At 71.5% G+C, this 23,132-nt stretch carries 19 protein-coding genes; 10 read left to right on the forward strand and 9 right to left on the reverse strand.

Annotated features, from left to right (window positions below; all coding sequences use genetic code 11):
- Positions 1-120: 120 nt before the first annotated feature.
- The gene (ileS, locus tag ACFZDL_RS11875; RefSeq protein ID WP_353592908.1) at positions 121-3,258 is read right to left on the reverse strand and encodes an isoleucine--tRNA ligase; all 3,138 of its coding nucleotides are present in this window, start codon (positions 3,256-3,258) and stop codon (positions 121-123) included.
- A 603-nt stretch (positions 3,259-3,861) separates the two neighbouring features.
- On the opposite strand from ileS, the gene ACFZDL_RS11880 reads away from it, so the two are divergent.
- From ACFZDL_RS11880 to ACFZDL_RS11895, 4 genes are all read left to right on the forward strand, one after another.
- Positions 3,862-4,656, forward strand: coding sequence for a TraR/DksA C4-type zinc finger protein (locus ACFZDL_RS11880; RefSeq protein WP_353592909.1), 795 nt, complete (start codon positions 3,862-3,864; stop codon positions 4,654-4,656).
- A gap of 74 nt (positions 4,657-4,730) precedes the next feature.
- The gene (locus ACFZDL_RS11885) at positions 4,731-5,309 is read left to right on the forward strand and encodes a signal peptidase II (RefSeq protein WP_353592910.1); all 579 of its coding nucleotides are present in this window, start codon (positions 4,731-4,733) and stop codon (positions 5,307-5,309) included.
- Positions 5,310-5,395: 86 nt separating this feature from the next.
- Entirely contained in the window at positions 5,396-6,334 is a 939-nt protein-coding gene (locus tag ACFZDL_RS11890; protein ID WP_353592911.1) for an RluA family pseudouridine synthase, read from the forward strand.
- Positions 6,331-6,801, forward strand: coding sequence for a GNAT family N-acetyltransferase (locus tag ACFZDL_RS11895; RefSeq protein ID WP_353592912.1), 471 nt, complete (start codon positions 6,331-6,333; stop codon positions 6,799-6,801). The genes ACFZDL_RS11890 and ACFZDL_RS11895 overlap by 4 nt, the downstream gene beginning before the upstream one ends.
- Positions 6,802-6,851: 50 nt before the next feature.
- Here the strand turns inward: ACFZDL_RS11895 and ACFZDL_RS11900 are convergent, their stop codons facing one another.
- Complete coding sequence (locus ACFZDL_RS11900) at positions 6,852-7,973, reverse strand: mechanosensitive ion channel domain-containing protein (RefSeq protein WP_353592913.1); 1,122 nt, start codon at positions 7,971-7,973, stop codon at positions 6,852-6,854.
- Between the two features lie 44 nt (positions 7,974-8,017).
- Between ACFZDL_RS11900 and ACFZDL_RS11905 the strand changes: the two genes are divergently transcribed.
- The gene (locus ACFZDL_RS11905; RefSeq protein WP_353592914.1) at positions 8,018-8,605 is read left to right on the forward strand and encodes a dienelactone hydrolase family protein; all 588 of its coding nucleotides are present in this window, start codon (positions 8,018-8,020) and stop codon (positions 8,603-8,605) included.
- A 19-nt stretch (positions 8,606-8,624) separates the two neighbouring features.
- Here the strand turns inward: ACFZDL_RS11905 and ACFZDL_RS11910 are convergent, their stop codons facing one another.
- The 3 genes from ACFZDL_RS11910 to ACFZDL_RS11920 all read right to left on the reverse strand — a co-directional run bounded on the left by ACFZDL_RS11910 (position 8,625) and on the right by ACFZDL_RS11920 (position 11,607).
- On the reverse strand, positions 8,625-9,449 hold the full coding sequence (locus ACFZDL_RS11910; RefSeq protein WP_353592915.1) for a thioredoxin domain-containing protein: 825 nt from the start codon (positions 9,447-9,449) through the stop codon (positions 8,625-8,627).
- A 55-nt stretch (positions 9,450-9,504) separates the two neighbouring features.
- Complete coding sequence (locus ACFZDL_RS11915; RefSeq protein ID WP_353592916.1) at positions 9,505-10,185, reverse strand: hypothetical protein; 681 nt, start codon at positions 10,183-10,185, stop codon at positions 9,505-9,507.
- 96 nt (positions 10,186-10,281) lie between these two features.
- Positions 10,282-11,607: a DUF2252 domain-containing protein gene (locus ACFZDL_RS11920; RefSeq protein ID WP_353592917.1), complete on the reverse strand. Its 1,326-nt coding sequence runs from the start codon at positions 11,605-11,607 to the stop codon at positions 10,282-10,284.
- Between the two features lie 196 nt (positions 11,608-11,803).
- Here ACFZDL_RS11920 and dnaE point away from each other — a divergent pair, with 196 nt between their 5' ends.
- A complete protein-coding gene (gene dnaE / locus ACFZDL_RS11925; protein ID WP_353592918.1) occupies positions 11,804-15,349 on the forward strand; it encodes a DNA polymerase III subunit alpha in 3,546 nt (1,181 codons plus the stop codon).
- A gap of 92 nt (positions 15,350-15,441) precedes the next feature.
- Here the strand turns inward: dnaE and ACFZDL_RS11930 are convergent, their stop codons facing one another.
- On the reverse strand, positions 15,442-15,636 hold the full coding sequence (locus tag ACFZDL_RS11930; protein ID WP_353592919.1) for a hypothetical protein: 195 nt from the start codon (positions 15,634-15,636) through the stop codon (positions 15,442-15,444).
- A gap of 275 nt (positions 15,637-15,911) precedes the next feature.
- Between ACFZDL_RS11930 and ACFZDL_RS11935 the strand changes: the two genes are divergently transcribed.
- The 4 genes from ACFZDL_RS11935 to ACFZDL_RS11950 all read left to right on the forward strand — a co-directional run bounded on the left by ACFZDL_RS11935 (position 15,912) and on the right by ACFZDL_RS11950 (position 20,070).
- The gene (locus ACFZDL_RS11935; protein ID WP_353592920.1) at positions 15,912-17,276 is read left to right on the forward strand and encodes an NYN domain-containing protein; all 1,365 of its coding nucleotides are present in this window, start codon (positions 15,912-15,914) and stop codon (positions 17,274-17,276) included.
- A gap of 169 nt (positions 17,277-17,445) precedes the next feature.
- Entirely contained in the window at positions 17,446-18,426 is a 981-nt protein-coding gene (locus tag ACFZDL_RS11940) for an ABC transporter ATP-binding protein (RefSeq protein ID WP_353593063.1), read from the forward strand.
- A gap of 88 nt (positions 18,427-18,514) precedes the next feature.
- A complete protein-coding gene (locus ACFZDL_RS11945) occupies positions 18,515-19,354 on the forward strand; it encodes an ABC transporter permease (protein ID WP_391190979.1) in 840 nt (279 codons plus the stop codon).
- 59 nt (positions 19,355-19,413) lie between these two features.
- Complete coding sequence (locus tag ACFZDL_RS11950) at positions 19,414-20,070, forward strand: DUF2567 domain-containing protein (RefSeq protein WP_353592921.1); 657 nt, start codon at positions 19,414-19,416, stop codon at positions 20,068-20,070.
- A gap of 48 nt (positions 20,071-20,118) precedes the next feature.
- Here ACFZDL_RS11950 and ybaK read toward each other — a convergent pair whose 3' ends face one another.
- The 3 genes from ybaK to ACFZDL_RS11965 are packed head-to-tail and all read right to left on the reverse strand — an operon-like array spanning position 20,119 to position 23,007.
- Positions 20,119-20,613, reverse strand: a complete 495-nt coding sequence (gene ybaK / locus ACFZDL_RS11955; RefSeq protein ID WP_353592922.1) for a Cys-tRNA(Pro) deacylase — start codon at positions 20,611-20,613, stop codon at positions 20,119-20,121.
- 24 nt (positions 20,614-20,637) lie between these two features.
- Entirely contained in the window at positions 20,638-21,378 is a 741-nt protein-coding gene (locus ACFZDL_RS11960; protein WP_353592923.1) for an LON peptidase substrate-binding domain-containing protein, read from the reverse strand.
- A gap of 33 nt (positions 21,379-21,411) precedes the next feature.
- The gene (locus tag ACFZDL_RS11965) at positions 21,412-23,007 is read right to left on the reverse strand and encodes an oxidoreductase (RefSeq protein ID WP_353592924.1); all 1,596 of its coding nucleotides are present in this window, start codon (positions 23,005-23,007) and stop codon (positions 21,412-21,414) included.
- Positions 23,008-23,132: the final 125 nt, after the last annotated feature.

Consider the following 23,132-nt stretch of genomic DNA (forward strand, 5'->3'; position numbering starts at 1 on the left):
AGTCAAAAGCCCGGGCCCAGGAGCAGAGCTCCTGGGCCCGGGCTGTTTTGCGCCTGAACCGACGCCGCTCTCGCGGACGGTGGGGGCCGGAGTCCCGGCCCCCACCACGAGGCGGCGCCCTTACGCCTTGCGGAGGCGGAAGGTGAGCCCCAGGGCCTCGTCGGAGAACTCCTCGCCGTAGCCGGAGTCACCGTCGCCGGACGCGAAGTCCGTGGCGAGGACCTCGTCCGCGATCAGCGCCGCGTGGTCGGTCAGCGCCGTACGGACCTCCTCGTCCGCCGTGCCCCAGCGCAGCGAGATCCGGTCGGCCACGTCAAGGCCGCTGTTCTTGCGGGCCTCCTGGATCAGCCGGATCGCGTCACGGGCGAGCCCCGCGCGCCGCAGCTCCGGGGTGATCTCCAGGTCGAGGGCCACCGTCGCGCCCGCGTCGGAGGCGACCGACCACCCCTCGCGCGGGGTCTCGGTGATGATCACCTCGTCCGCGGACAGCGCGACTGTCTCGCCGTCCACCACCACCGACGCCGTCCCCTCGCGCAGCGCCACCGACAGCGCGGCCGCGTCCGCCTCGGCGATCGCCTTGGCGACCGGCTGGGTCCCCTTGCCGAAACGCTTGCCCAGCGCCCGGAAGTTGGCCTTGGCCGTGGTGTCGACGAGCGAGCCGCCGACCTCGCTGAGCGAGGCGAGGGACGAGACGTTCAGCTCCTCCTCGATCTGCGTGCGCAGCTCCGCGGACAGCGACTCGAAGCCGGACGCCGCGACCAGCGCGCGCGACAGCGGCTGACGGGTCTTGACCCCCGACTCGGCGCGGGTCGCGCGGCCCAGCTCCACCAGGCGGCGCACCAGCGCCATCTGCGTGGAGAGGGCCGGGTCGATCAGGGCCTTGTCGGCCTCGGGCCAGGTGGCGAGGTGCACGGACTCCGGGGCGTCCGGGGTGACCGGGACGATCAGGTCCTGCCAGACCCGCTCGGTGATGAAGGGGACGAGCGGGGCCAGCAGCCGGGTGACCGTCTCGATCACCTCGTGCAGCGTGCGCAGCGCGGCCGCGTCGCCCTGCCAGAAGCGGCGGCGGGAGCGGCGGACGTACCAGTTGGACAGGTCGTCGACGAAGCCCGACAGCAGCTTGCCGGCGCGCTGGGTGTCGTACGCCTCCAGGGCCAGCGTCATCTGCTCGGTCAGCGTGCCCAGCTCGCCCAGCAGCCAGCGGTCGAGCAGCGGCCGGTCGGCCGGGGCCGGGTCGGCCTCGCTCGGGGCCCAGCCCGAGGTGCGGGCGTACAGGGCCTGGAAGGCGACCGTGTTCCAGTAGGTGAGCAGCGTCTTGCGGACGACCTCCTGGATGGTGCCGTGGCCCACCCGGCGCGCCGCCCAGGGCGAGCCGCCGGCGGCCATGAACCAGCGGACGGCGTCTGCGCCGTGCCGCTCCATGAGCGGGATCGGCTCCAGGATGTTGCCCAGGTGCTTGGACATCTTCCGACCGTCCTCGGCCAGGATGTGTCCGAGGCAGACCACGTTCTCATAGCTCGACTTGTCGAAGACGAGCGTGCCGACCGCCATCAGGGTGTAGAACCAGCCACGGGTCTGGTCGATGGCCTCGGAGATGAACTGCGCCGGGTACCGCTTCTCGAAGACCTCCTTGTTGCGGTACGGGTAGCCCCACTGGGCGAAGGGCATGGAGCCCGAGTCGTACCAGGCGTCGATGACCTCGGGGACCCGGACGGCCTCCAGCTCGCACCCCTCGGCGGTGCAGGTGAAGGTCACCTCGTCGATGTACGGCCGGTGCGGGTCCAGGCCCGTCTGGTCGGCGCCGGTGAGCTCGGAGAGCTCGGTGAGGGAGCCGACGCAGGTGAGGTGGTCCTCGGCGCAGCGCCAGATGGGCAGCGGGGTGCCCCAGTAGCGGTTGCGCGACAGGGCCCAGTCGATGTTGTTGTTCAGCCAGTCGCCGTAGCGGCCGTGCTTGACCGACTCGGGGAACCAGTTCGTCCGCTCGTTCTCGCGCAGCAGCGCGTCCTTGATCGCGGTGGTGCGGATGTACCAGGACGGCTGTGCGTAGTACAGCAGCGCGGTGTGGCAGCGCCAGCAGTGCGGGTAGCTGTGCTCGTAGGGCACATGCCGGAACAGCAGGCCGCGGGCGGCCAGATCGGCCGTCAGCGCCTCGTCGGCCTTCTTGAAGAACTGGCCGCCGACCAGCTCCAGGCCCTCCTCGAAGGTGCCGTCCGTGCGGATCGGGTTGAGGTACGGCAGGCCGTACGCCTTGCAGGTCCGCAGGTCGTCCTCACCGAAGGCGGGGGCCTGGTGGACCAGGCCGGTGCCGTCCTCGGTCGTCACATACTCGGCGTTGACCACGAAGTGCGCGTCGCCGTCGACCTCCACGAGGGAGAACGGGCGCTGGTAGGTCCAGCGCTCCATCTCGGCCCCGGTGAAGGACTGCCCGGTCGCGGTCCAGCCCTCGCCGAGGGCCTTGGCCAGCAGCGGCTCGGCGACGACCAGCTTCTCCTGGCCGTCGGTGGCCACCACGTAGCGCACATCGGGGTGCGCGGCGACGGCCATGTTGGACACCAGGGTCCATGGCGTGGTCGTCCACACCAGCAGCGCCGCCTCGCCGGCCAGCGGGCCGGAGGTCAGCGGGAAGCGGACGAAGACCGACGGGTCGATCACCGTCTCGTAGCCCTGCGCCAGCTCGTGGTCGGACAGGCCGGTGCCGCAGCGCGGACACCAGGGGGCGACCCGGTGGTCCTGGACCAGCAGCCCCTTGTTGTAGATCTCCTTGAGCGACCACCACACCGACTCGACGTACTCGGGGTTCATGGTCCAGTACGCGCCGTCGAGGTCGGTCCAGAACCCCATGCGCGTGGTGAGCTCGGCGAAGGCGTCGGTGTGCCGGCCGACCGACTCGCGGCACTTGGCGTTGAACTCGGCGATGCCGTACGCCTCGATGTCCTGCTTGCCGCTGAAGCCGAGCTCCTTCTCGACGGCCAGCTCGACCGGCAGGCCGTGGCAGTCCCAGCCCGCTTTGCGCTCGACGTGGTAGCCGCGCATGGTGCGGAAGCGCGGGAAGACGTCCTTGAAGACGCGGGCCTCGATGTGGTGGGCGCCCGGCATGCCGTTGGCGGTCGGCGGGCCCTCGTAGAAGACCCACTCGGGCCGCCCCGCGGACTGCTCGAGGCTCCGGGCGAAGATCTTGTTCTCCCGCCAGAAGTCGAGCACGGCGTGCTCGAGGGCTGGCAGGTCGACCTGGGCGGGCACCTGGCGGTACTGCGTCATCGGATCCTTCCTCCGGCGGAAACGTGCTGGCCTGCGTTCCGTCGGAGGGACGAGAGCTCGCGCTCCCGCGGTACCACCCTCCTTGGCCGGGAGCGCTGGGCTGCTCCTGGCCCCCTCATTGGGGTCGCGACACCGGTTCTACTGGCCCTGAGCGGGGGTTCTTCCGGCGGCTCCGGGGTGATCCTTCACATCGCGCTCGCCCCCGGGCTCGCACCGTCCCCGGGTCGCTCATGGCTGCGTACGACGCTACTCGTCCCCTTCCACGCCTTTCGCTTCGCCCAGTGTACGGGTCCGGGCGGCACCCGGCCGACCGGTTTACGGGCTGCGCCGAGTGAGGTACGGGCCGCCGGGCGGTGACCCGAATGGCGATACGCAGGGTGCCGGAGTCCGCCCGGCCGGGGCATCACCACGCGGTACTGATTCATGGCCGGTCCATGGCCGGATTACCGGGCGGGCGGTGGGGCACAACCGATTGAGACCGGGTTGTCCTGCGGATAAGCCGGGCGAATCAGGCGGCGTGCCCCGTTGCCGCGTGCCTGGAGTCGATTTATCGTTCCGGAACGATTCGCGTGCAAGATCACAATATGTGAAGGGGCCGCGGCCATGGTGGCGAGGAAGACCGCCGTGAAGAAGAGCACGGCGAAGGCGACGAAGGCCACGACCGTCAAGAAGAGTGCTTCCGGGAAGAAGGCGGCAGCGCCCGCCACGGCGGCCAAGAAGGCCGCGAAGAGTGCGGTGGGAAAGAAGGGCACGGCCGACAAGGCCGCGACCAAGAAGGCCGAGGCCATGAAGACCACGGCCAAGAAGGCCGAGGCCACGAACCCCACGGCCAAGAAGGCCACCAAGAAGGCCGCATCCGCCGAGCAGGCGGTGCCCGCGAAGAAGACGGGAGCCAGGAAAGTGGTTGCGAAGAAGACTCCGAGTGGGGCGCCGACCGCGAAGCAGGCCCCCGAGGCGCCGGGCGCGGTCCCCAAGGCCCGCGCGGGCGCCGGCCCCGTGGCCCCCGGTGACCTGCCCGTACGCCCGGGTGAGGAGCCCTGGTCGGCGGAGGAGGTGGCCGAGGCGCGCACCGAGCTGCTGGCTGAGGCGGGCCGGCTGCGCACCGAGATCCTCGCCTCCGAGGAGGCGATCACGGGTCTGATGCGGGACTCCGGGGACGGAGCCGGCGACGACCAGGCCGACACCGGCACCAAGAACATCACGCGCGAGCACGAGCTGGCCCTGGCCGGCAACGCCCGCGAGATGCTGCTGCAGACCGAGCGCGCCCTGGATCGGCTGGATGCCGGGACGTACGGGCTGTGCGAGAACTGCGGCAACCCCATCGGCAAGGCCCGGATGCAGGCGTTCCCCCGGGCCACTCTCTGCGTGGAGTGCAAACAGCGGCAGGAGCGGCGCTGACCGCCCGTCGGGAGTGCCGTACGCTCGTCCTCAGCCAGGGGGAGACTGGCCCGGACGATGTTTGAGGGACTTACGTGACAGAGGCGGAGCAGGCCATCGGTACGCCAGAAGCGGGGAAGGCCGAGGAAGGCGCCGTCGCGGCTGCCGACGGCGCGGGGGCCGGGCGCGGGCGGCGGCGCATCGGGGTGCTGCTGGCCGTCGCCGCGTTCGCCTACCTCCTCGACCTGGGCAGCAAGCTGTTCGTGGTCGCCAAGCTGGAGCACCATGACGCGATCGAGGTGATCGGCACCTGGCTCCAGTTCGAGGTGATCCGCAACCGGGGCGCCGCCTTCGGCTTCGGCGAGGCCATGACCATCGTCTTCACGGTGATAGCGGCCGGTGTCATCGTGGTGATCGCCCGGCTGGCCCGCAAGCTCTACAGCCTGCCCTGGGCCATCGCGCTCGGGCTGCTGCTGGGCGGCGCCTTCGGCAACCTCACCGACCGGGTCTTCCGCGCGCCCGGTGGGCTGCAGGGCGCGGTGGTCGACTTCATCGCCCCCGCCCACTTCGCGGTCTTCAACCTCGCCGACTCGGCGATCGTCTGCGGTGGCTTCCTGATCGTCATCCTGTCCTTCCGCGGCCTGGACCCGGACGGCACCGTCCACAAGGACTGAGCCTTCAGGGCGCGGGGGCCGGATCGGGGGCGGGGGCCCGAGGACTGGCGTACGAAGCGGGGCGTGCGGTCCGGCATACTCGACGGGTGAGTACGATTCCCGAGATCCGCACGCTTCCCGTACCCGACGGCCTCGAAGGCGAGCGCGTCGACGCCGCGATCGCGCGCATGTTCGGCTTTTCTCGGACCAAGGCGGCGGAGCTGGCCGCCGCGGGCAAGGTGCAGGTCGACGGCAGCGTCGCGGGCAAGTCCGACCGGGTGTCCGGCGGCGCCTGGCTCGAGGTGGAGATGCCGCAGGCCGCGCCGCCCGTACAGATCGTCGCCGAGCCCGTCGAGGGCATGGAGATCGTGCACGACGACGACCACGTCGTGGTGGTCGACAAGCCGGTCGGGGTCGCCGCCCACCCCAGCCCCGGCTGGAGCGGGCCCACCGTCATCGGCGGCCTGGCCGCCGCGGGCTTCCGCATCTCGACCTCCGGGGCCGCCGAGCGGCAGGGGATCGTCCACCGGCTGGACGTCGGCACCTCCGGCCTCATGGTCGTCGCCAAGTCCGAGCTCGCCTACACCCTGCTCAAGCAGCAGTTCCGCGAGCGGACGGTCGACAAGCGCTACCAGGCCCTCGTCCAGGGCCACCCCGACCCGCTCAGCGGCACCATCGACGCGCCGATCGGCCGTCATCCGCAGCACGACTACAAATGGGCCGTGACCGCCGAGGGCAAGCCCAGCGTCACCCACTACGACCTCATCGAGGCGTTCCGCGCCGCCAGCCTCCTCGACATCAAGCTGGAGACGGGCCGCACCCACCAGATCCGCGTCCACATGGCGGCCCACCGCCACCCCTGCGTCGGCGACCTGACGTACGGCGCCGACCCGACGCTCGCCAAGCGGCTGCGGCTGACCCGGCAGTGGCTGCACGCCGTGCGCCTGGGCTTCGAGCACCCGGGCGGCGGCTGGGTGGAGTTCGAGAGCCGCTACCCGGACGATCTGCAGCGGGCGCTGGACACCGTGCGGGCGGACAGCGCGTGACGTACCGGATCGAGGTCGTGGGCACAGCCGCCCTCGAGGCCTGCCGCTCGGTCCGCCGCGAGGTCTTCGTCGTCGAGCAGCGGATCCCCGAGTCGGAGGAGATGGACGCCTACGACGCGCACGCCGTCCACCTCCTGGCCACCGGCCCCGAGGGCCCGACGGGCACCGTCCGCTTCCTCCACGGTGCGGCCGCGGACAAGAAGTACGGCCACGCGGGCGTGGACGGCGTGACGACCGCCGTCCTCGGCCGGCTCGCGGTCCTGCCGGCCGCCCGCGGCACCGGGCTCGGCGCGGAGCTCGTCCGCGCGGTCGAGGCCGAGGCGCTGCGGCGCGGTCTCGCCGAGGTCTACCTGGAGGCCCAGACCCATGCCCTCGGCTTCTACGAGCGCCTGGGGTACGCGGCGTACGGCCCCGAGTTCGACGAGGGCAGCGGAATCCCGCACCGCGCCATGCGCAGGGCGCTGTAGCCCCCCTGGGCCCCGGGAGCACCCCCCCGGCGGGACTTCGACGACAGGGCCTAGCTCCGGCGCGGGGCCGTGCCGTCCTTGCGGAGGTCGCCGCTGAAGCGGGTGAGACGGTCCTCGGAGTCGGCCGCGATCCGCGGTGGCTGGACGGTCGCCGTGGTGATGCGCGGCAGCGCGTGCGGATGGTGCTCCCACAGCCACGCGATCATCTGCTCCCGCACCTCACAGCGCACGTTCCACGCGTCGTCCGCGTCCCGCGCCGTGACCAGCGCCCGCACCACCATCGTGGACGGCGTGGTGTCGGTGACCGCGAGGTTCCAGTCCCGGCCGTCCCAGGCCGTGGACTTGCGCACGATCTCGCCCAGCTTCACCCGCATCGCCGGGACCGGCGCCGAGTGGTCGAGGTGGAAGATGACCGCGCCGGTCTTCTGGGTGCCGCCGCGCGACCAGTTCTCGAACGGCTTGGCCGTGAAGTACGACACCGGCATGGTGATCCGGCGCTCGTCCCAGGTCCGCACCGACAGAAAGGTCAGCGTGATCTCCTCGACCGTGCCCCACTCGCCGTCCACGACCACCGTGTCGCCTATCCGCACCATGTCGCCGAAGGCGATCTGCAGCCCGGCGAAGAGGTTGCCCAGCGTCGACTGCGCGGCCACACCGGCGACGACGCCCAGTATCCCGGCGGAGGCCAGCATGGAGGTGCCCACCGTACGCATCGCGGGGAAGGTCAGCAGCATCGCCGACGCCGCGACCACCCCGACGATCGCCGCCACCACCCGCTGGATGAGCGTCACCTGCGTGCGCACCCGGCGCACCCGCGCCGGGTCGTGCGCGCTGGCGGCATAGCGGCGGTACGAGGACTCCACCACCGCGGCCGAGACCCGCACCGCGAGCCACGCCGTGGCCGCGATCAGCACCAGTGCGAGAATCTGCCCGATGGCCGACGCGTGCTCCTGGACCACCCGGGCGTGCGTCTTGTCGTAGGAGCCGCGCAGCAGCGCCGTGCAGACGGTCACCTGGAGCGGAAGCCGACAGCGCCGCAGCAGGCCCCACAGCGGCGTCTCCGGGTGGCGGGCGTCGGCGCGCCGCAGCAGCCGGTCGACCGCCCATCCGATCAACAGGGTGATGGCGAGCGAGCCGCCGATGACGACGATCGGCCGCAGTACGTCCTCCATGGACACCTATCCTGATCCTTACCGCGTGACAAGGAAGTGACGAAGTGACCCGTTCCCCGATCCTGCTCCTCCATTCGATGTACGGGCTGCGGCCCGCCGTGCACACCGCCGCAGACCGGCTGCGCGCCGCCGGGCACGAGGTGCACGTGCCCGATCTGTTCGAGGGGCGGACGGCCGACAGCGCCGAGGACGGCATGGCGCTCAAGGAGGAGATCGGCAAGGACGAGCTGCTGCGGCGGGCCGTGGTGGCCGCGGCGCCGCTGTCGGACCGCGGCGTGGTGTACGCGGGGTTCTCGCTCGGCGGGTCGATCGCCCAGAACCTCGCGCTGGGCGACGAGAAGGCGCGCGGGCTGCTGCTTCTGCACGGCACCTCGGACATCGCCGAGGACGCGGCGGCGGACGGCCTGCCGGTGCAGCTGCACGTCGCGGACCCGGACCCCTTCGAGCCGCACGACTGGCTGAACGCGTGGTACCTGCGGATGGGGCGGGCCGGGGCGGACGTGGAGGTCTACCGCTACCCGGGGGCCGGGCACCTGTTCACCGACCCGGAGCTGCCGGACTACGACGAGGAGGCCGCCGAGGCCACCTGGAAGGTGGCGCTCGGCTTCCTCTCGGAGGTAGCGGAGGGGTAGCCCCTCGGGCCCCTCGGTCCTACTTCTTCAGGTGCTGCTGGAGCAGCGGGGTGAACTGGGCCGGGGTGAGCGGGACGCCCCCCTGGTCCGTCGTCAGGATCTCGCCGTTCAGCTTCAGGGTCGGGGTGGTGCTCACGTCCTTCGTGTCGTTGAACGACTTCGACATCGCCAGCGCCCACCGGTCGTAGGTGCCGTTCGTCACGGCCTTCTCGAAGGTCTTGTTGCCCTTGAGCTCCTTGACCTGCTGGGCGATGGCGATCAGCTTCTGGTCGTCGGCGAAGGCGTCATCGGTCTCCTTGGGGTGGTTCTTGGCCGAGTAGAGCGCCGACTTGTACTCCAGGAAGGCGTCGGGGCTGACATTGAGGGCCGCGCCCAGAGCGCTCAGGGCGTTCTTCGAGCCGGCCCCGGTCTTGGCGTCCAGGAAGGTACCCATCGTGTACTGCGCCTTGAAGGTGCCGTTCTTGATGTCCTTCGCCACGGTCGTGCCCGTCAGCTGCTCGAACTGCGCGCAGTACGGGCAGCGCATGTCCTCGTAGACATGCAGGGTGTTCTTGGCGTTCTTGTTGCCGATGATCACCGTCGTACCCTGGGGGCCAGTGGTGTGGGCGGGCTTGACCAGGGCCTTCTTCTCCGCGGCCGCCGTCCACTCCTTGCCGGCGTTCCCGCCGCCGTTCATCTGGGTGACGGCGTAGCCTATGCCGCCCGCTATCGCCAGGATGGCGACGACCGCGCCGCCGACCACCAGCTGGCGGCGCGCCCGGTCCTTCTTGGCCTGGCGCTCGCGCTCGGCGCGCATCCGCTCGCGTGCGGCCTGCTTGTTCTGGTGGTTGTTGCGGTTGCTCATGATGGATCGGTCTCCGTCGTGTGAAGGTCGTACGAAAGGGTGGGAAACGCTGTGCTCAGGCGGTGGCTGAGCACGGCGGACCACGCCGCACGACGGAGTGCACGAGGAGGGGGAGCGCCGGGGCCGGACTCGGGGGTCCGGCCGGCCGCGGGGAGCGGCGCAGGGGCGCGAAGGCCGCGGTGACCACCGCGACGGCCAGCAGCAGCGGCCGGAAGGCGACGGCGGCGAGCGAGGTCAGCAGCCGGGCGAAGGCGGCCTCGCCGCGCCGCAGCCAGGCCGCGGCGATCAGTCCGACCGCGATATGGGCGGCGAGCAGCAGCCAGGGGGTGGCGGAGCCCACGGCGGCCGTCAGGGCGCCGCTGCCGTCCGGTCCGGCGACCCGGGCCAGCGGTGAGCCGACCCCGCCGCTGCCGCACAGGAAGTCCATGCCCAGGGCGCGCAGGGAGCCCGCCACGGGGCCGCCGGAGGGCCCGTAACAGGTGCTCTGGCCGGTGGTGAACACCGTGTCGGCGGCCAGCTCCAGCGGGACCAGGAGAGCGGCGATGCTCCAGTAGCCGCGCTCCCGGCCCGCCAGGGCGTACGCGATCACAAAGACGACGCCCGACAGCGCCGCCACGGTCGTCAGCGGCAGCGGCGTGCGTGACAGCAGGACGTGGGCGGCGGAGGACAGCGTGACGCACAGCGCTGTGAACAGCGCCGCGCGCAGTGCCCTCAGCAGCGGTCCCGTACCGTCCATAGAGCCCGATTGTCACACGATCGGATGTAGGGATGGCGTCAAGACCGTGGGCGGGGATCACTCCCCGCCCACGCGCCTACCGACCGTACGGGGGCCTCACAGCCCGGGAATGCGCCCGTTCCGGAAGAGGTCCACGAAGATCTGGTGGTCGGCCCGCGCCCGCGCCCCGTAGGAGTGCGCGAAGTCCACCAGCAGCTCAGCGAAGCCGCCCTCGTCCGCCGCGATCACCGCGTCGATGGCCCGCTCGGTGGAGAAGGGCACCAGCGAGTGGCCGCTCTGGTCGTCGGCGGCCGCGTGCATGGTGGCCGTGGCCCGCCCCAGGTCGGCGACGACCGCCGCGATCTCGGCCGGGTCGTCGATGTCGGACCAGTCGAGGTCCACCGCGTACGGGGAGATCTCGGCGACCAGCTGCCCCGAGCCGTCCAGCTCGGTCCAGCCCAGCCAGGGGTCGGCGTGGGCCTGCAGGGCGCGCTGGGAGATGACCGTGCGGTGCCCCTCGTGGTGGAAGTACGAGCGGACCCGCTCGTCCGTGATGTGGCGGGAGACCGCCGGGGTCTGCGCCTGCTTCATGTAGATCACCACATCGTTCTCCAGGGCGTCGCTGTTGCCCTCCAGAAGGATGTTGTACGAGGGGAGCCCGGCGCTGCCGATGCCGATGCCGCGGCGGCCGACGACGTCCTTGACGCGGTAGGAGTCCGGCCTGGCGAGGCTGGACTCGGGCAGCGTCTCCAGATAGCCGTCGAAGGCGGCCAGGACCTTGTAGCGGGTCGCCGCGTCCAGCTCGACCGAGCCGCCGCCGGAGGCGAAGCGGCGCTCGAAGTCGCGGATCGCGGTCATCGAGTCGAGCAGCCCGAACCGGGTCAGCGAGCGGGCGTCACGCAGCGCGTCCAGCAGCGGGCCCTCGGCGGTCTCCAGGGTGAACGGCGGCACCTCGTCGTCCTTGGCGCCGGCGGCCAGGGCGTGGATACGCTCGCGGTAGGCGGCGGCGTAGATGCGCACCAGCTCGCTGATCTTCTCGTCGCTGAGCGCCTTGGTGTAGCCGATCAGCGCGACGGAGGCCGCGAAGCGCTTGAGGTCCCAGGTGAAGGGGCCGACGTACGCCTCGTCGAAGTCGTTGACATTGAAGATCAGGCGGCCGTTGGCGTCCATGTAGGTGCCGAAGTTCTCGGCGTGGAGGTCACCGTGGATCCACACCCGGCCCGTGCGGTCGTCCAGGTAGGGGCCGCCCTCGCGCTCCTGCTCCACATCGGCGTAGAACAGGCAGGCCGTGCCGCGGTAGAACGCGAAGGCCGAGGCGGCCATCTTGCGGAACTTGACGCGGAAGGCGGCCGGGTCGGCGGCGAGCAGCTCGCCGAAGGCGGTGTCGAAGACGGCGAGGATGTGCTCGCCGCGCTGTTCCGCCTGGGTCTGCTGGGTCGGCATCGCGGGGCGCCTCCTGGTGCGTGAGGGAAGGACGTGGAGAGAAGAGCATGACAAAGATCGCGAACGGGACGGCTCGCTCCGTCCGTCCCAACGCCTGAGGCTACTCGTGGGTGCCCATCCGCTGTCAGTCCGGAGGGGTAACCTTCGGAGCTGTTCCGCCCACCCTTCATCGACCGTTCGCCGGAGGTCTGCCACCGTGACCAAGCCGCCCTTCACGCACCTGCATGTCCACACCCAGTACTCGCTGCTGGACGGTGCGGCGCGGCTCAAGGACATGTTCAACGCCTGCCAGGAAATGGGCATGACGCACATCGCCATGACCGACCATGGCAACCTCCACGGGGCGTACGACTTCTACCAGCAGGCGACCGGCGCGGGCATCACGCCGATCATCGGGATCGAGGCGTATGTCGCCCCCGAGTCGCGCCGCTACAAACGACGGGTGCAGTGGGGCCAGCCGCACCAGAAGCGGGACGACGTCTCCGGCTCCGGTGGTTACACCCACAAGACGATCTGGGCGTCCAACAAGGCAGGTCTGCACAACCTCTTCCGGCTCTCCTCGGACGCCTATATGGAGGGCTACTTCGTCAAGTGGCCGCGGATGGACAAGGAGACCATCGCCCAGTGGTCGGAGGGCCTGATCGCCTCCACCGGCTGTCCGTCCGGTGAGCTGCAGACCCGGCTGCGGCTCGGCCAGTTCGACGAGGCCCTCAAGGCCGCCTCCGAGTACCAGGACATCTTCGGCAAGGACCGGTACTTCCTGGAGCTGATGGACCACGGCATCGAGATCGAGCACCGGGTCCGCGACGGCCTGCTGGAGATCGGCAAGAAGCTGGGCATCCCCCCGCTGGTCACCAACGACTCGCACTACACCTACTCCCGCGAGTCCGAGGCCCACGACGCGCTGCTGTGCGTCCAGACCGGCAAGAACCTCTCCGACCCGGACCGCTTCCGCTTCGACGGCTCCGGCTACTACCTGAAGTCGACGGACGAGATGTACGCCATCGACTCCTCCGACGCCTGGCAGGAGGGCTGCCGGAACACGCTGCTGGTCGCCGAGCAGATCGACACCACCGGGTGGTTCGAGAAGCGCGACCTGATGCCGCGCTTCGACGTCCCCGAGGGCTACACGGAGGTCTCCTGGTTCCAGGAGGAGGTCCGGCGCGGCATGGAGCGCCGGTACCCGGCCGGGGTCCCGGAGGACCGCCAGAAGCAGGCCGACTACGAGATGGACGTCATCATCCAGATGGGGTTCCCGGGCTACTTCCTCGTGGTCGCCGACTTCATCATGTGGGCGAAGAACAACGGCATCGCGGTCGGCCCCGGCCGTGGCTCCGCGGCCGGTTCGATCGTCGCGTACGCGATGGGCATCACCGACCTCGACCCCATCGACCACGGACTGATCTTCGAGCGGTTCCTCAACCCCGAGCGCGTCTCCATGCCCGATGTCGACATCGACTTCGACGAGCGCAGGCGCGGTGAGGTGATCCGGTACGTCACCGAGAAGTACGGCGCCGACAAGGTCGCCCAGATCGGCACGTACGGCACCATCAAGGCCAAGAACGCGATCAAGGACTCGGCCCGTGTGCTCGGTTACCCGTATGCGATGGGCGACCGGATCACCAAGGCCATGCCCGCCGATGTGCTCGGCAAGGGCATCCCGCTGTCCGGCATCACCGACGAGAAGCACCCCCGCTACAGCGAGGCGGCCGAGGTGCGCGGGATGTACGAGAACGAGGCGGATGTGAAGAAGGTCATCGACACCGCCCGCGGTATCGAGGGCCTGGTGCGGCAGATGGGCGTGCACGCCGCGGGCGTGATCATGTCCAGTGAGACCGTCACCGAGCACGTGCCGGTCTTCTCGCCGAAGAACGACGGCCAGGTCGTGACCCAGTGGGACTATCCCACCTGTGAGTCGCTGGGCCTGCTGAAGATGGACTTCCTCGGCCTGCGCAACCTGACCATCATGGACGACGCGGTCAAGATGGTGCGCGCCAACAAGGGCGTCGACCTCAAGCTGCTCGAGCTGCCGCTGGACGACCCCAAGACCTATGAGCTGCTGTGCCGCGGTGACACGCTCGGCGTCTTCCAGTTCGACGGCGGCCCCATGCGCTCCCTGCTGCGCATGATGAAGCCCGACAACTTCGAGGACATCTCCGCCGTCTCGGCCCTCTACCGGCCGGGCCCGATGGGCATGAACTCGCACATCAACTACGCCCTGCGGAAGAACGGCCAGCAGGAGATCACCCCGATCCACCCGGAGCTGGAAGAACCGCTCAAGGAGGTCCTCGGCATCACCTACGGCCTGGTCGTCTACCAGGAGCAGGTGCAGAAGGCTGCCCAGGTGCTCGCGGGCTACTCGCTCGGCCAGGCCGACCTGCTGCGCCGTGCGATGGGCAAGAAGAAGAAGGAAGTCCTCGACAAGGAGTTCGTCCCCTTCCAGAAGGGCATGCGGGACCGTAACTACTCCGACGAGGCCATCCAGGCGGTGTGGGACGTGCTGGTCCCCTTCGCCGGCTACGCCTTCAACAAGGCCCACTCCTCCGCGTACGGCCTGGTCACCTACTGGACCGCGTATCTGAAGGCCAACTACCCCGCCGAGTACATGGCCGCGCTGCTCACCTCGGTGCGCGACGACAAGGACAAGTCGGCGATCTACCTCAACGAGTGCCGCCGCATGGGCATCAAGGTGCTCACGCCGAACGTCAATGAGTCCGAGGCGAACTTCACCGCCCAGGGCGACGATGTGATCCTCTTCGGCCTCACCGCGGTCCGAAACGTTGGCGCGAACGTCGTCGAAGCGATCATCCGTGGTCGTAAGTCGAAGGGGAAGTACACCTCCTTCCCGGACTACCTGGACAAGGTCGAGGCGGTGGTCTGCAACAAGCGCACCACCGAATCGCTGATCAAGGCCGGTGCCTTCGACGAGATGGGCCACACCCGCAAGGGGCTCATGGCGCACTACGAGACCATGATCGACAATGTGGTCGCGGTGAAGCGCAAGGAGGCCGAGGGCCAGTTCGACCTCTTCGGCGGTATGGGCGGCGACGACGGCGGGGGCGACGGGCCGGGCTTCGGGCTCGACGTCGAGTTCTCCGACGTGGAGTGGGACAAGGCGTATCTGCTCGCCCAGGAGCGCGAGATGCTGGGCCTGTACGTCTCCGACCACCCGCTCTTCGGCATCGAGCACGTCCTCAACGACAAGGCCGACGCCGCGATCGCCCAGCTCACCGGCGGCGAGCACGCCGACGGCGCCATCGTCACCATCGGCGGGATCATCTCCGGTCTGCAGCGCAAGATGACCAAGCAGGGCAACGCCTGGGCCATCGCCACCGTCGAGGACCTGGCGGGCTCCATCGACTGCATGTTCTTCCCCGCCACCTACCAGCTGGTCTCCACCCAGCTCGTCGAGGACGCCGTCGTCTTCGTCAAGGGACGGCTCGACAAGCGCGAGGACGTGCCGCGGCTGGTCGCCATGGAGCTCATGGTCCCCGACCTGTCCGAGGCCGGGGCCAACGCGCCGGTGACGATCACCATCCCCACGGTGAAGGTCACCCCGCCCCTGGTCGAGAAGCTCGGCGAAGTCCTCACCCACCACCGGGGCTCCACCGAGGTGCGGATCAAGCTCCAGGGGGCGCGTAAGACCACGGTGCTCCGGCTCGACCGGCACCGGGTCACCGCCGACCCCGCGCTGTTCGGCGACCTGAAGGTGCTGCTGGGCCCGGCCTGCCTGGCGGGCTGAACCACCGCTCATCACGGTGGGCTGACGGACCACCGCTCATGAGAGGGGCGCGCCCGCACCGGGCGCGCCCCTCAACGGCTGTGCCGCGGCGATCAATTGTGGCCGAAGCTCTTCTGCCGGTCCTTACGGGCGGCGGCCGAAGGGGCCGTCGCCGGACCGCCCTCCGACTGCATGGCCTGCGACTGCGCGTCCATCGAGGAGTTCTGCGCCTGCTCACCCGGACGGTCGGCCGTCCCGCGGCCCTGGCGCTGCTGCTGCTTGCGGTCGCGGTTCTTGTTCTTAGCCATGGTGCTGTGCCTCCAGTTGGGATCGCCCCCCAAGGGAAGAGCCCTCCGGGAAGAAACACTGACACGCCGTGCGGAAGGCTGCATTTCGGGCAATTACGGTGAGTGAGAAGGAGGGTCTTCGAGGGTAGGCCGTATCCGCCACGCCAGTGATCCAGTTCGGACTGATAACCCCGGTACGGTCGGGCACACTCCACATGAGGCCGAAGACAGGAATTTCGAGCACGGCTGTGTACGGGGGGCAACCGAGGACTGGACTTCAGGAAAGAGGGTGGAACGTGGACCGCTGCGTCGTCCTGGTGGACGCCGGCTATCTGCTGGGCGCCGCCGCGAGCCTGCTCGCCGGGGAGCCAGCCCGGTCCCGCATCTCCGTCGACCACGCGACCCTCATCCAGGGGCTGCGCGAGCGCGCCGAAGCCGAGACCGAGCGACCGTTGCTGCGCATCTACTGGTTCGACGGAGCCCCCGACCGCGTCCCCCAGCCCGAGCACCGGCGGCTGCGCGTCATGCCCCGGGTCACCGTCCGGCTGGGCGCCCTGACCCGCAGCGACGGCCGCTGGGCGCAGAAGGGCGTGGACGCCGCCATGCACGCCGAGCTCACCGAGCTGGCCCGCAACCGGGCCTGCTCCGACATCGTGCTCGTCACCGGCGACGGCGATCTGCTGCCCGGCCTGATGTCCGCCAAGGAACACGGCGTGGCCGTCCACCTGTGGGCCGTCCAGGCCGCCGACGGCGACTACAACCAGTCGGAGGACCTGGTCGCCGAGGCCGACGAACGGCGGGTCCTGGACCGCTCCTGGATCACCCGGGCCGTCCGCGCCAAGGACCTCACGGGGCCGTGCGCGCCGGTCACGGAGCCCCGCCCGGAGATCGCGGCCATCCTCTCCGCCCCGCTCCCCGAGACGGCCGCCGCGGCCGCCGCCGGCGCGGTGACCGGTGTCCCCGGGGTGCCGGGCGTCCCCGGCGACCTGGCCCCGGGCCGCAACGGCGCCACGCGGCCGGGCGGCGCGCCCACACGCGCCGCGGGCGCCCCCGGGCGGGCCCCGGCCCCGGCGGGCGGCCCCGGCGCCGCCGCCGGCGGCCCGGGCGCCGCCCCGGAGGACGGCGCGGAGGCGGGCTCCGCCCCCGGCGGCAGAGGCGTGCCCACGCCCAAGGACCTCGCCGACCTCGGCCGCGGCCCCGCGGGCGGCCAGGCGGGCTCCCACCCGGCCCCCAGCGCCACCCTGCGCTGGTCCTCGGACAAGGGCTGGATCGAACGCGGCTCGGGCACCGGGCTCGGCGAGCCGCCGGAGACCGCCGGGCTGCCCATGCTGGCCCAGCTCACCAGCCCCGAGCAGCGCTGGGCCGACCGCGAGGAGGACATCACCACCGTCAGTGGCGACCCCTTCGAGGTGGGCCAGGTCTTCGCCCGCCGCTGGATCGAACGGCTCTCCGAGCCGGCCCACCTCCAGCAGCTGTCCACCGAATACCCGCGCATCCCCCACCGCATCGACGGGGAACTGCTGCGCTACGCGGCCCGCTTCGGACTGCTCGCCCACAAGGACGACCAGATCGACGAGCACGACCGCTATGCGATCCGGGCCGGCTTCTGGCGCGAGATCGACATCCGTACGGCCGCCGAGCACGCCCCCGCCGCGGACTGACGGCGCCCTTCCGCGGGGCTCGGCGCTGCCCCGGCCACCGCTGGGAGGTGTTCCCGGCCGCAGGCGGAATCGGACGCTCCGCCCGACCCGAGGGCAAGCGTGGGTGATTGGGCGCGTACCCTCGTAGCTCGTGAGGACGGGCGCGAAACAGGCTGGGGACGGCCATGTGGTGTGCACCGTGCGCGGCCTGGTCAAGACCTACCCCGCCGCGCGCGGCCGCCGGGGCGTGCCCGCCGCGCCCGCCGTCCGGGCCAGCGACGGCATCGACCTCGAGGTGCGCCGCGGCGAGGTGTTCGGGCTGCTCGGCCCGAACGGCGCCGGGAAGTCCACCCTGGTGCGCCAGCTCACCGGGCTGCTCCGCCCCGACAAGGGCGGCGTCCGGGTGCTCGGCCACGATCTCGTACGCCACCCCGAGCGCGCGGCGCGCCTCCTCGGCTATCTGGGGCAGGACTCGACCGCGCTGGACGAGCTGACCGTCGCGCTCGCCGCCGAGACCACGGGGCGGCTGCGCGGTCTTGACGCCCGCGCGGCCCGCGCGGAGCGGGACGCGGTGATCGAGGAGCTGGGCCTGGGCGAGGTGGCCGGGCGCCCGCTCAAGAAGCTCTCCGGGGGACAGCGGCGGCTGGCCTGCTTCGCCGCCGTACTGGTCGGGGAGCGGCCGCTGCTGGTGCTGGACGAGCCGACCACCGGGATGGACCCCGTCGCACGGCGGGCCGTGTGGGCCGCCGTCGACCGGCGGCGGGCGGAGCGGGGGGTGACGGTGCTGCTGGTCACCCACAATGTGATCGAGGCGGAGACCGTCCTGGACCGGGTGGCGGTGCTGGAGCGCGGCCGGGTCATCGCCTGCGACACCCCGGCCGGGCTGAAGGCGCTGGTCGCCGACGAGGTCCGGGTGGACCTCGTCTGGCGCGGGGAGCCGCCGCTTGAGGTGCCGGAGGTCGCGGCGCTGCGGGAGGCCGCGCTGGCCTCCGGGCGGCGCTGGACGCTGCGGATGGCCCCGGAGCGGGCCCGGGCCACCATCGCCACGGTGACCGGCGGTCCGGCCTTCGCGGCCCTCGACGACTTCACACTCGCCACCCCCAGCCTGGAGGACGTCTATCTCGCGCTGGGCGGCCGCTCGGAGGGGGCGGAGGGGCTGGTGAAGGCGTGACGACCGTCGGAACCCTCGCGGGGACCGCCGCGGGGACCGCCGCACCCGCACGAGGTGCGGGCGGCGCGGGGAACAGGAGCAGCGCAAGGTGAGTGTCGTGCCCGCGGAGGCCGTGTCCGGAGAAGCCCTGGCCCAGGCCGCCGAGGCGCCGTGGCCGGGCGACGACGCCGCCCCCGCCCCCCTGGCGGCGCGGGCGCGGCTGCTGCCCGCGCTGGCCGCCGTCTACCGGGCGCAGCTGTCCCGGGCCCGGGTGGCGCGGATACCGCTGCTGTTCGTGGCGACCTTCCAGTCCGTGGGGATCATGGTCCTGATGCGCGGGGTCGTGGACGGCGGGATGGAGGCGCGGTCCGTGGTCGCCGGGTCCAGCGTGCTGGTCGTGGCGTTCGTCGCGCTGAACCTGCTGGCGCAGTACTTCGGGCAGCTGCGGGCGAGCGGGGGGCTCGACCACTACGCGACCCTGCCGGTGCCGCCCGCCGCCGTCGTGCTCGGCGCCGCCGCCGCGTACGCCTCCTTCACCGTGCCCGGGACGGTGGTCACCGCGGTGGCGGGGAGCGCGCTGTTCCAGCTGCCGATGACGCATCTGTGGGTGCTGGCAGCGGTGATCCCGCTGTCCGGCGCGGCCCTCGCGGGCCTGGGCGCGGCGCTCGGGCTGATCGCGCCCCGCCAGGAACTGGCCACGCTGTGCGGGCAGTTGGGCATGTCGGCCGCGCTGCTGCTGGGGGTGCTGCCCGCCGAGCGGATGCCCGCGCCGGTGTCGTACGCGCGCGATCTGCTGCCCTCGACGTACGGTGTGGAGGCGTTGGCGCGGTCCTTCGACGGGCACCCCGACTGGCTCGTGGTCTGCGCGGACCTCGGGGTGTGCGCGGGTGTGGCGGTGGTCTCGCTGACCGCCGCGACCTGGGCCTATCGGCGCGCGGCCGTACGCTGACGCGCCGCGGCGGGCCTCCCGCCGCCCGATGTACCTCCACCGCCTGGCACCATGACGGGGTGACCGCACCGTTGACTCCGCACGATCAGCCTCAACAGCCTTCGCCGCACGACCCGTCTGCGCTGGGAGGTGCAGTGCCCAACCCCTCTGCCCCGGCTCCCTCCGGGCCGGGCCCCTCGGCTCCGGACCACTCCGAGCCCGGCCCCGAGCTGCGCGCCGAGCTGGTGCAGGCGGCGCTGGTGGCGATCGGGGTGGCGGTGTCGGGGGTGCTGCTCGGGCTGGTGTGGCTGTGGCTGGCGCCGCGCGTGCCGCTGGTCTGGATCGGCGACGGGATCTACCCGAAGGACGCCGAGGGCGAGCAGGCGATGGGGGCGGACGGGGTGTTCACGCTGTGGGCGCTGGCCTTCGGGGCCGTGTCGGCGGCCCTCGTCTTCTTGTTCTTCCGGCGGGGCGGTATCCCGCTGGTCGTGGGGCTGGCGATCGGCGGGGTGCTGGCCTCGGTGATCGCCTGGCGGCTCGGTGTGTGGCTCGGACCCGAGTCCAGTATCGAGGCGCACGCCAAGGCGGTGGGAAAGGGCGTGACGTTCGACGCGCCGCTGAAGCTGGGGGCGAAGGGGGCGCTGCTGGCGTGGTCGTTCGCGGCCATGGCGGTGCACCTGGGGCTCACGTCGCTTTTCGGACCGCGAGACGAGGAGCCGGCGCAGCCGGCGGGGTGAGGAGTGCCGGCGCGGCAGACCAGCTGAGGCCAGCCCGCCGCCGGCGGGCTAGCCGTGGCGCGCGATCGGCGCCAGCACCGCGTCCGTGAGCGTCGCGAGGTCCTTGGGCGACAGCTCGACCTCCAGCCCGCGCCGCCCCGCCGAGACGCAGATGGTCTCGTGGTCGGCCGCCGACGCGTCCAGGGCCGTGGGCAGGCGCTTGCGCTGGCCGAGCGGGGAGATCCCGCCCAGCACATAGCCCGTGGCGCGCTCGGCCGCCGCCGGATCCGCCATCGCCGCGCGCTTGCCGCCCACCGCCGCCGCCAGGGCCTTGAGGTCGAGCGTGGCGGAGACGGGCACGATCGCGACGGTGAGGCCGCCGTCGACGCTCGCGATGAGGGTCTTGAAGACCCGGGCCGGGTCCACGCCGAGGGCCTGCGCGGCCTCCTCGCCGTACGAGGGGGCCGCCGGGTCGTGCTCATAGGCGTGCACCGTGAAGGCGGTGCCTGCGGCGGTCAGGGCGGTGGTGGCCGGGGTGCCGGCGGAGGTCTTCTTCTTGGCCATGTGGGTCCGGGGTGAGGTGGGGGTTCAGTTGGGGCTGGTGGGGTGGCGGGTCAGCTCGACCGCGGGAAGCGAGGGGAGCTTACCGATCAGCGCGCTCTCCGCGCGCAGCAGTCTCAGTTCCTCCGCCAGCCGGGTGGCGGTGTCGGGGGCCTGCAGCAGCCGCTGCTTGGTCGGCGTGTCGAGCACGGCGGCGGCCGCGACCAGGTAGGAGAGCACGGACGGCTCGCCGGGCAGGTCCTGCTGGGCGGCCAGGGTCCGCTCACGGGCCCCCGCGAGCCGCTTCTGGTAGGTCCGGAAGGCGCGTACGACCCCGGAGGCCAGCGCCCCGGCGCCGTCGCCCGGCTTCTCGTCGAGCTCGTCGATCTCGGCCGTCAGATACGGGCCCGAGGTGTCGACCGAGCGCAGTTCGAAGCGGGTGGTGCCGGTGGCGAGCACCTCGAAGGTGCCGTCCTTCTGCTCCCGGATGGTGGCCGCGTCCGCGACACACCCGACGGCGTGGAAGGACTTCATCGGCTCCGGTCCGAACCCGGCCGCCGCGCCCCGCTGGGGCTCGGCGGTGGGGTCCGGGAGGCCGACGGCCGTCGGCGCGACCTCGAAACCGTCCCGGATGGCGATGACACCGAAGCGGCGCGGCGCGTCCTCGGGGAGCGCCGACAGTTCGCGCATCATGGCGCGATACCGCTGCTCGAAGACGTTCAGGGGCATGACGAGCCCCGGGAACAGCACCGTGTTCAGCGGGAAGAGCGGAAGGCGCGCGGAGGTCACGGGCGTTAAGCCTAATGGCCCCGCGCGCCCCGATCACTGGCGGCGCAGCAGACGGGAGGCGCCGGCGGCGACCGTGGTGGCCAGGATCCAGCCGAGCAAGATCGTCACGATGGCCGCCCATTGGACCGCGCCGTCGGATTTCCAGTAGCCGTCCTGGCCCAGATCGATCACCGGGATCAGCAGGTCGAGGGTGTACAGCGAGGCGTTCCAGTTCGGCGACTCGCCCGGCTTGATGGGGTCCGGCCGGTTGTGGGCGAAGAACACCGAGCCGATCGCCCACAGCACCGCCATCCACACCGCCGCCCGGCCCGGCCGGTAGCCGTAGGCCACGGTCCAGTCCTGGAGGTAGCCCCACAGCTTCCCGGCCAGCGGCAGCGTCTCGCGGCGCCGCCGCTCCTTGGCGAGCAGCACCTCGCGCGCCTCCGCGTCCTCGCCGTTGGTGCGCAGCGCCGTGGCGAGCATGTCGTACGGCCCCCGGGAGAACTCCGGGGTCGCGGCCGCCACCCACTCCAGCCGCCGGGAGAGCGGGAAGTGGCCGACCGGGATCAGACACTCGTAGGAGAAGCCCGCCATGGTCAGCCCGCCGGGGCCCGGCCAGCTGACGGACTTGTCGATCAGGTTGACCACCCGCGCGCCGGAGAGGATCACCCGGCCGCGCTGCGGTCGCTCCCCGACGAACCGCAGCTCGGGCGTCTGGATGCGGCGCAGCGACAGCTCCTGGTCGTTCTCCATGACGAAACGGGCCTGGTCGAAGTCGACCGCGTCGTTGAACCGCCCGTCGTCCAGGCGTATCCCGCCCTCGCACTCGAAGCGCTGGATGCGCGTCCCGCGCGTCGGCGTGTTGCTGGTGCCGTACGGCGGGGTCGAGCCGCTGGGGTAGCTGCTCACCCCGGCGGCGGTGAGGTAGAGGCTGCGCTCGACGGTCAGCTGCGGGGCGTTCAGCGCCCGGCGCCCGTACGGATTGCGCAGCTGGGCGCCGCGCAGGCTGAGCGACACGCCGATCTGGGCGCCGCGCATGCTCAGCTCGCCGTGTGACTCGATCATCTCGGCCTGCAGGTCCTGGCCGACGGTCAGACCGTCGGCGCTGATCGACTGGCCCCGCCGGTCCCGCCGCACCACTAACTGGTTGAGCAGCAGGTCCGTACCGATATGGGCGTCGGTGAGCCGGATGCCGTGCTCCACGACACAGCGCGGCAGATGCAGATCCCCCTCGGTGCGCACCCGGGCCGCCTCCAGCCGGGGCAGGGCGCAGCCGACCAGGCGCAGGGTGGTGAAGTGGGCCTCGGGGAGCAGCACCTCCCGCTCGAAGCGGCAGTTCTTCATCTCCACATACGGCTCGATGGTGCCGCCGGCCAGGTCGAGCGTGCCGGTGATGTGCACCCCGTTGAGCTTGAGCGCGGCGACCCGGCCCGGCTGCGGGGGAGGGCCGTCGAGCAGCAGCAGGGCCACCACCCGGGCGCGCACACTGCGCTCGGGCCCCCAGGCGTAGGGGCCGGAGGGGTCGTTGCGCTGGGGGTGGGAGGTGCGCAGATCGTGGGTGCTGCCGTTGCGGAACGCCTGCCACATGCCCCACTCCGCGGTGGTCAGGTCGAGCCCCGGGGGTGGATCGCCGTCGCGTGGCTCGGTCACAGCCGTGTCCCCTCCTGTTCTCCGTACCCCCGTACGGATCCCCATTCCCGCTGAGTAACCGCTTGAACGCTTGCGGTCAGGTTCAACTTCCAGGGTCAACCTAGGGGGTACGTATCACTCACTGA

The sequence above is a fragment of the Streptomyces sp. NPDC007917 genome (genome assembly GCF_042959105.1).
Lineage (GTDB): Bacteria > Actinomycetota > Actinomycetes > Streptomycetales > Streptomycetaceae > Streptomyces.

Coding starts and splice junctions, on each gene's coding strand:
- ileS (WP_353592908.1), bottom strand. CDS start 3,258: ATGACGCAGTACCGCCAGGTGCCCGCCCAGGTCGACCTGCCAGCCCTC.
- ACFZDL_RS11880 (WP_353592909.1), top strand. CDS start 3,862: ATGGTGGCGAGGAAGACCGCCGTGAAGAAGAGCACGGCGAAGGCGACG.
- ACFZDL_RS11900 (WP_353592913.1), bottom strand. CDS start 7,973: ATGGAGGACGTACTGCGGCCGATCGTCGTCATCGGCGGCTCGCTCGCC.
- ACFZDL_RS11910 (WP_353592915.1), bottom strand. CDS start 9,449: ATGAGCAACCGCAACAACCACCAGAACAAGCAGGCCGCACGCGAGCGG.
- ACFZDL_RS11915 (WP_353592916.1), bottom strand. CDS start 10,185: ATGGACGGTACGGGACCGCTGCTGAGGGCACTGCGCGCGGCGCTGTTC.
- ACFZDL_RS11920 (WP_353592917.1), bottom strand. CDS start 11,607: ATGCCGACCCAGCAGACCCAGGCGGAACAGCGCGGCGAGCACATCCTC.
- ACFZDL_RS11930 (WP_353592919.1), bottom strand. CDS start 15,636: ATGGCTAAGAACAAGAACCGCGACCGCAAGCAGCAGCAGCGCCAGGGC.
- ybaK (WP_353592922.1), bottom strand. CDS start 20,613: ATGGCCAAGAAGAAGACCTCCGCCGGCACCCCGGCCACCACCGCCCTG.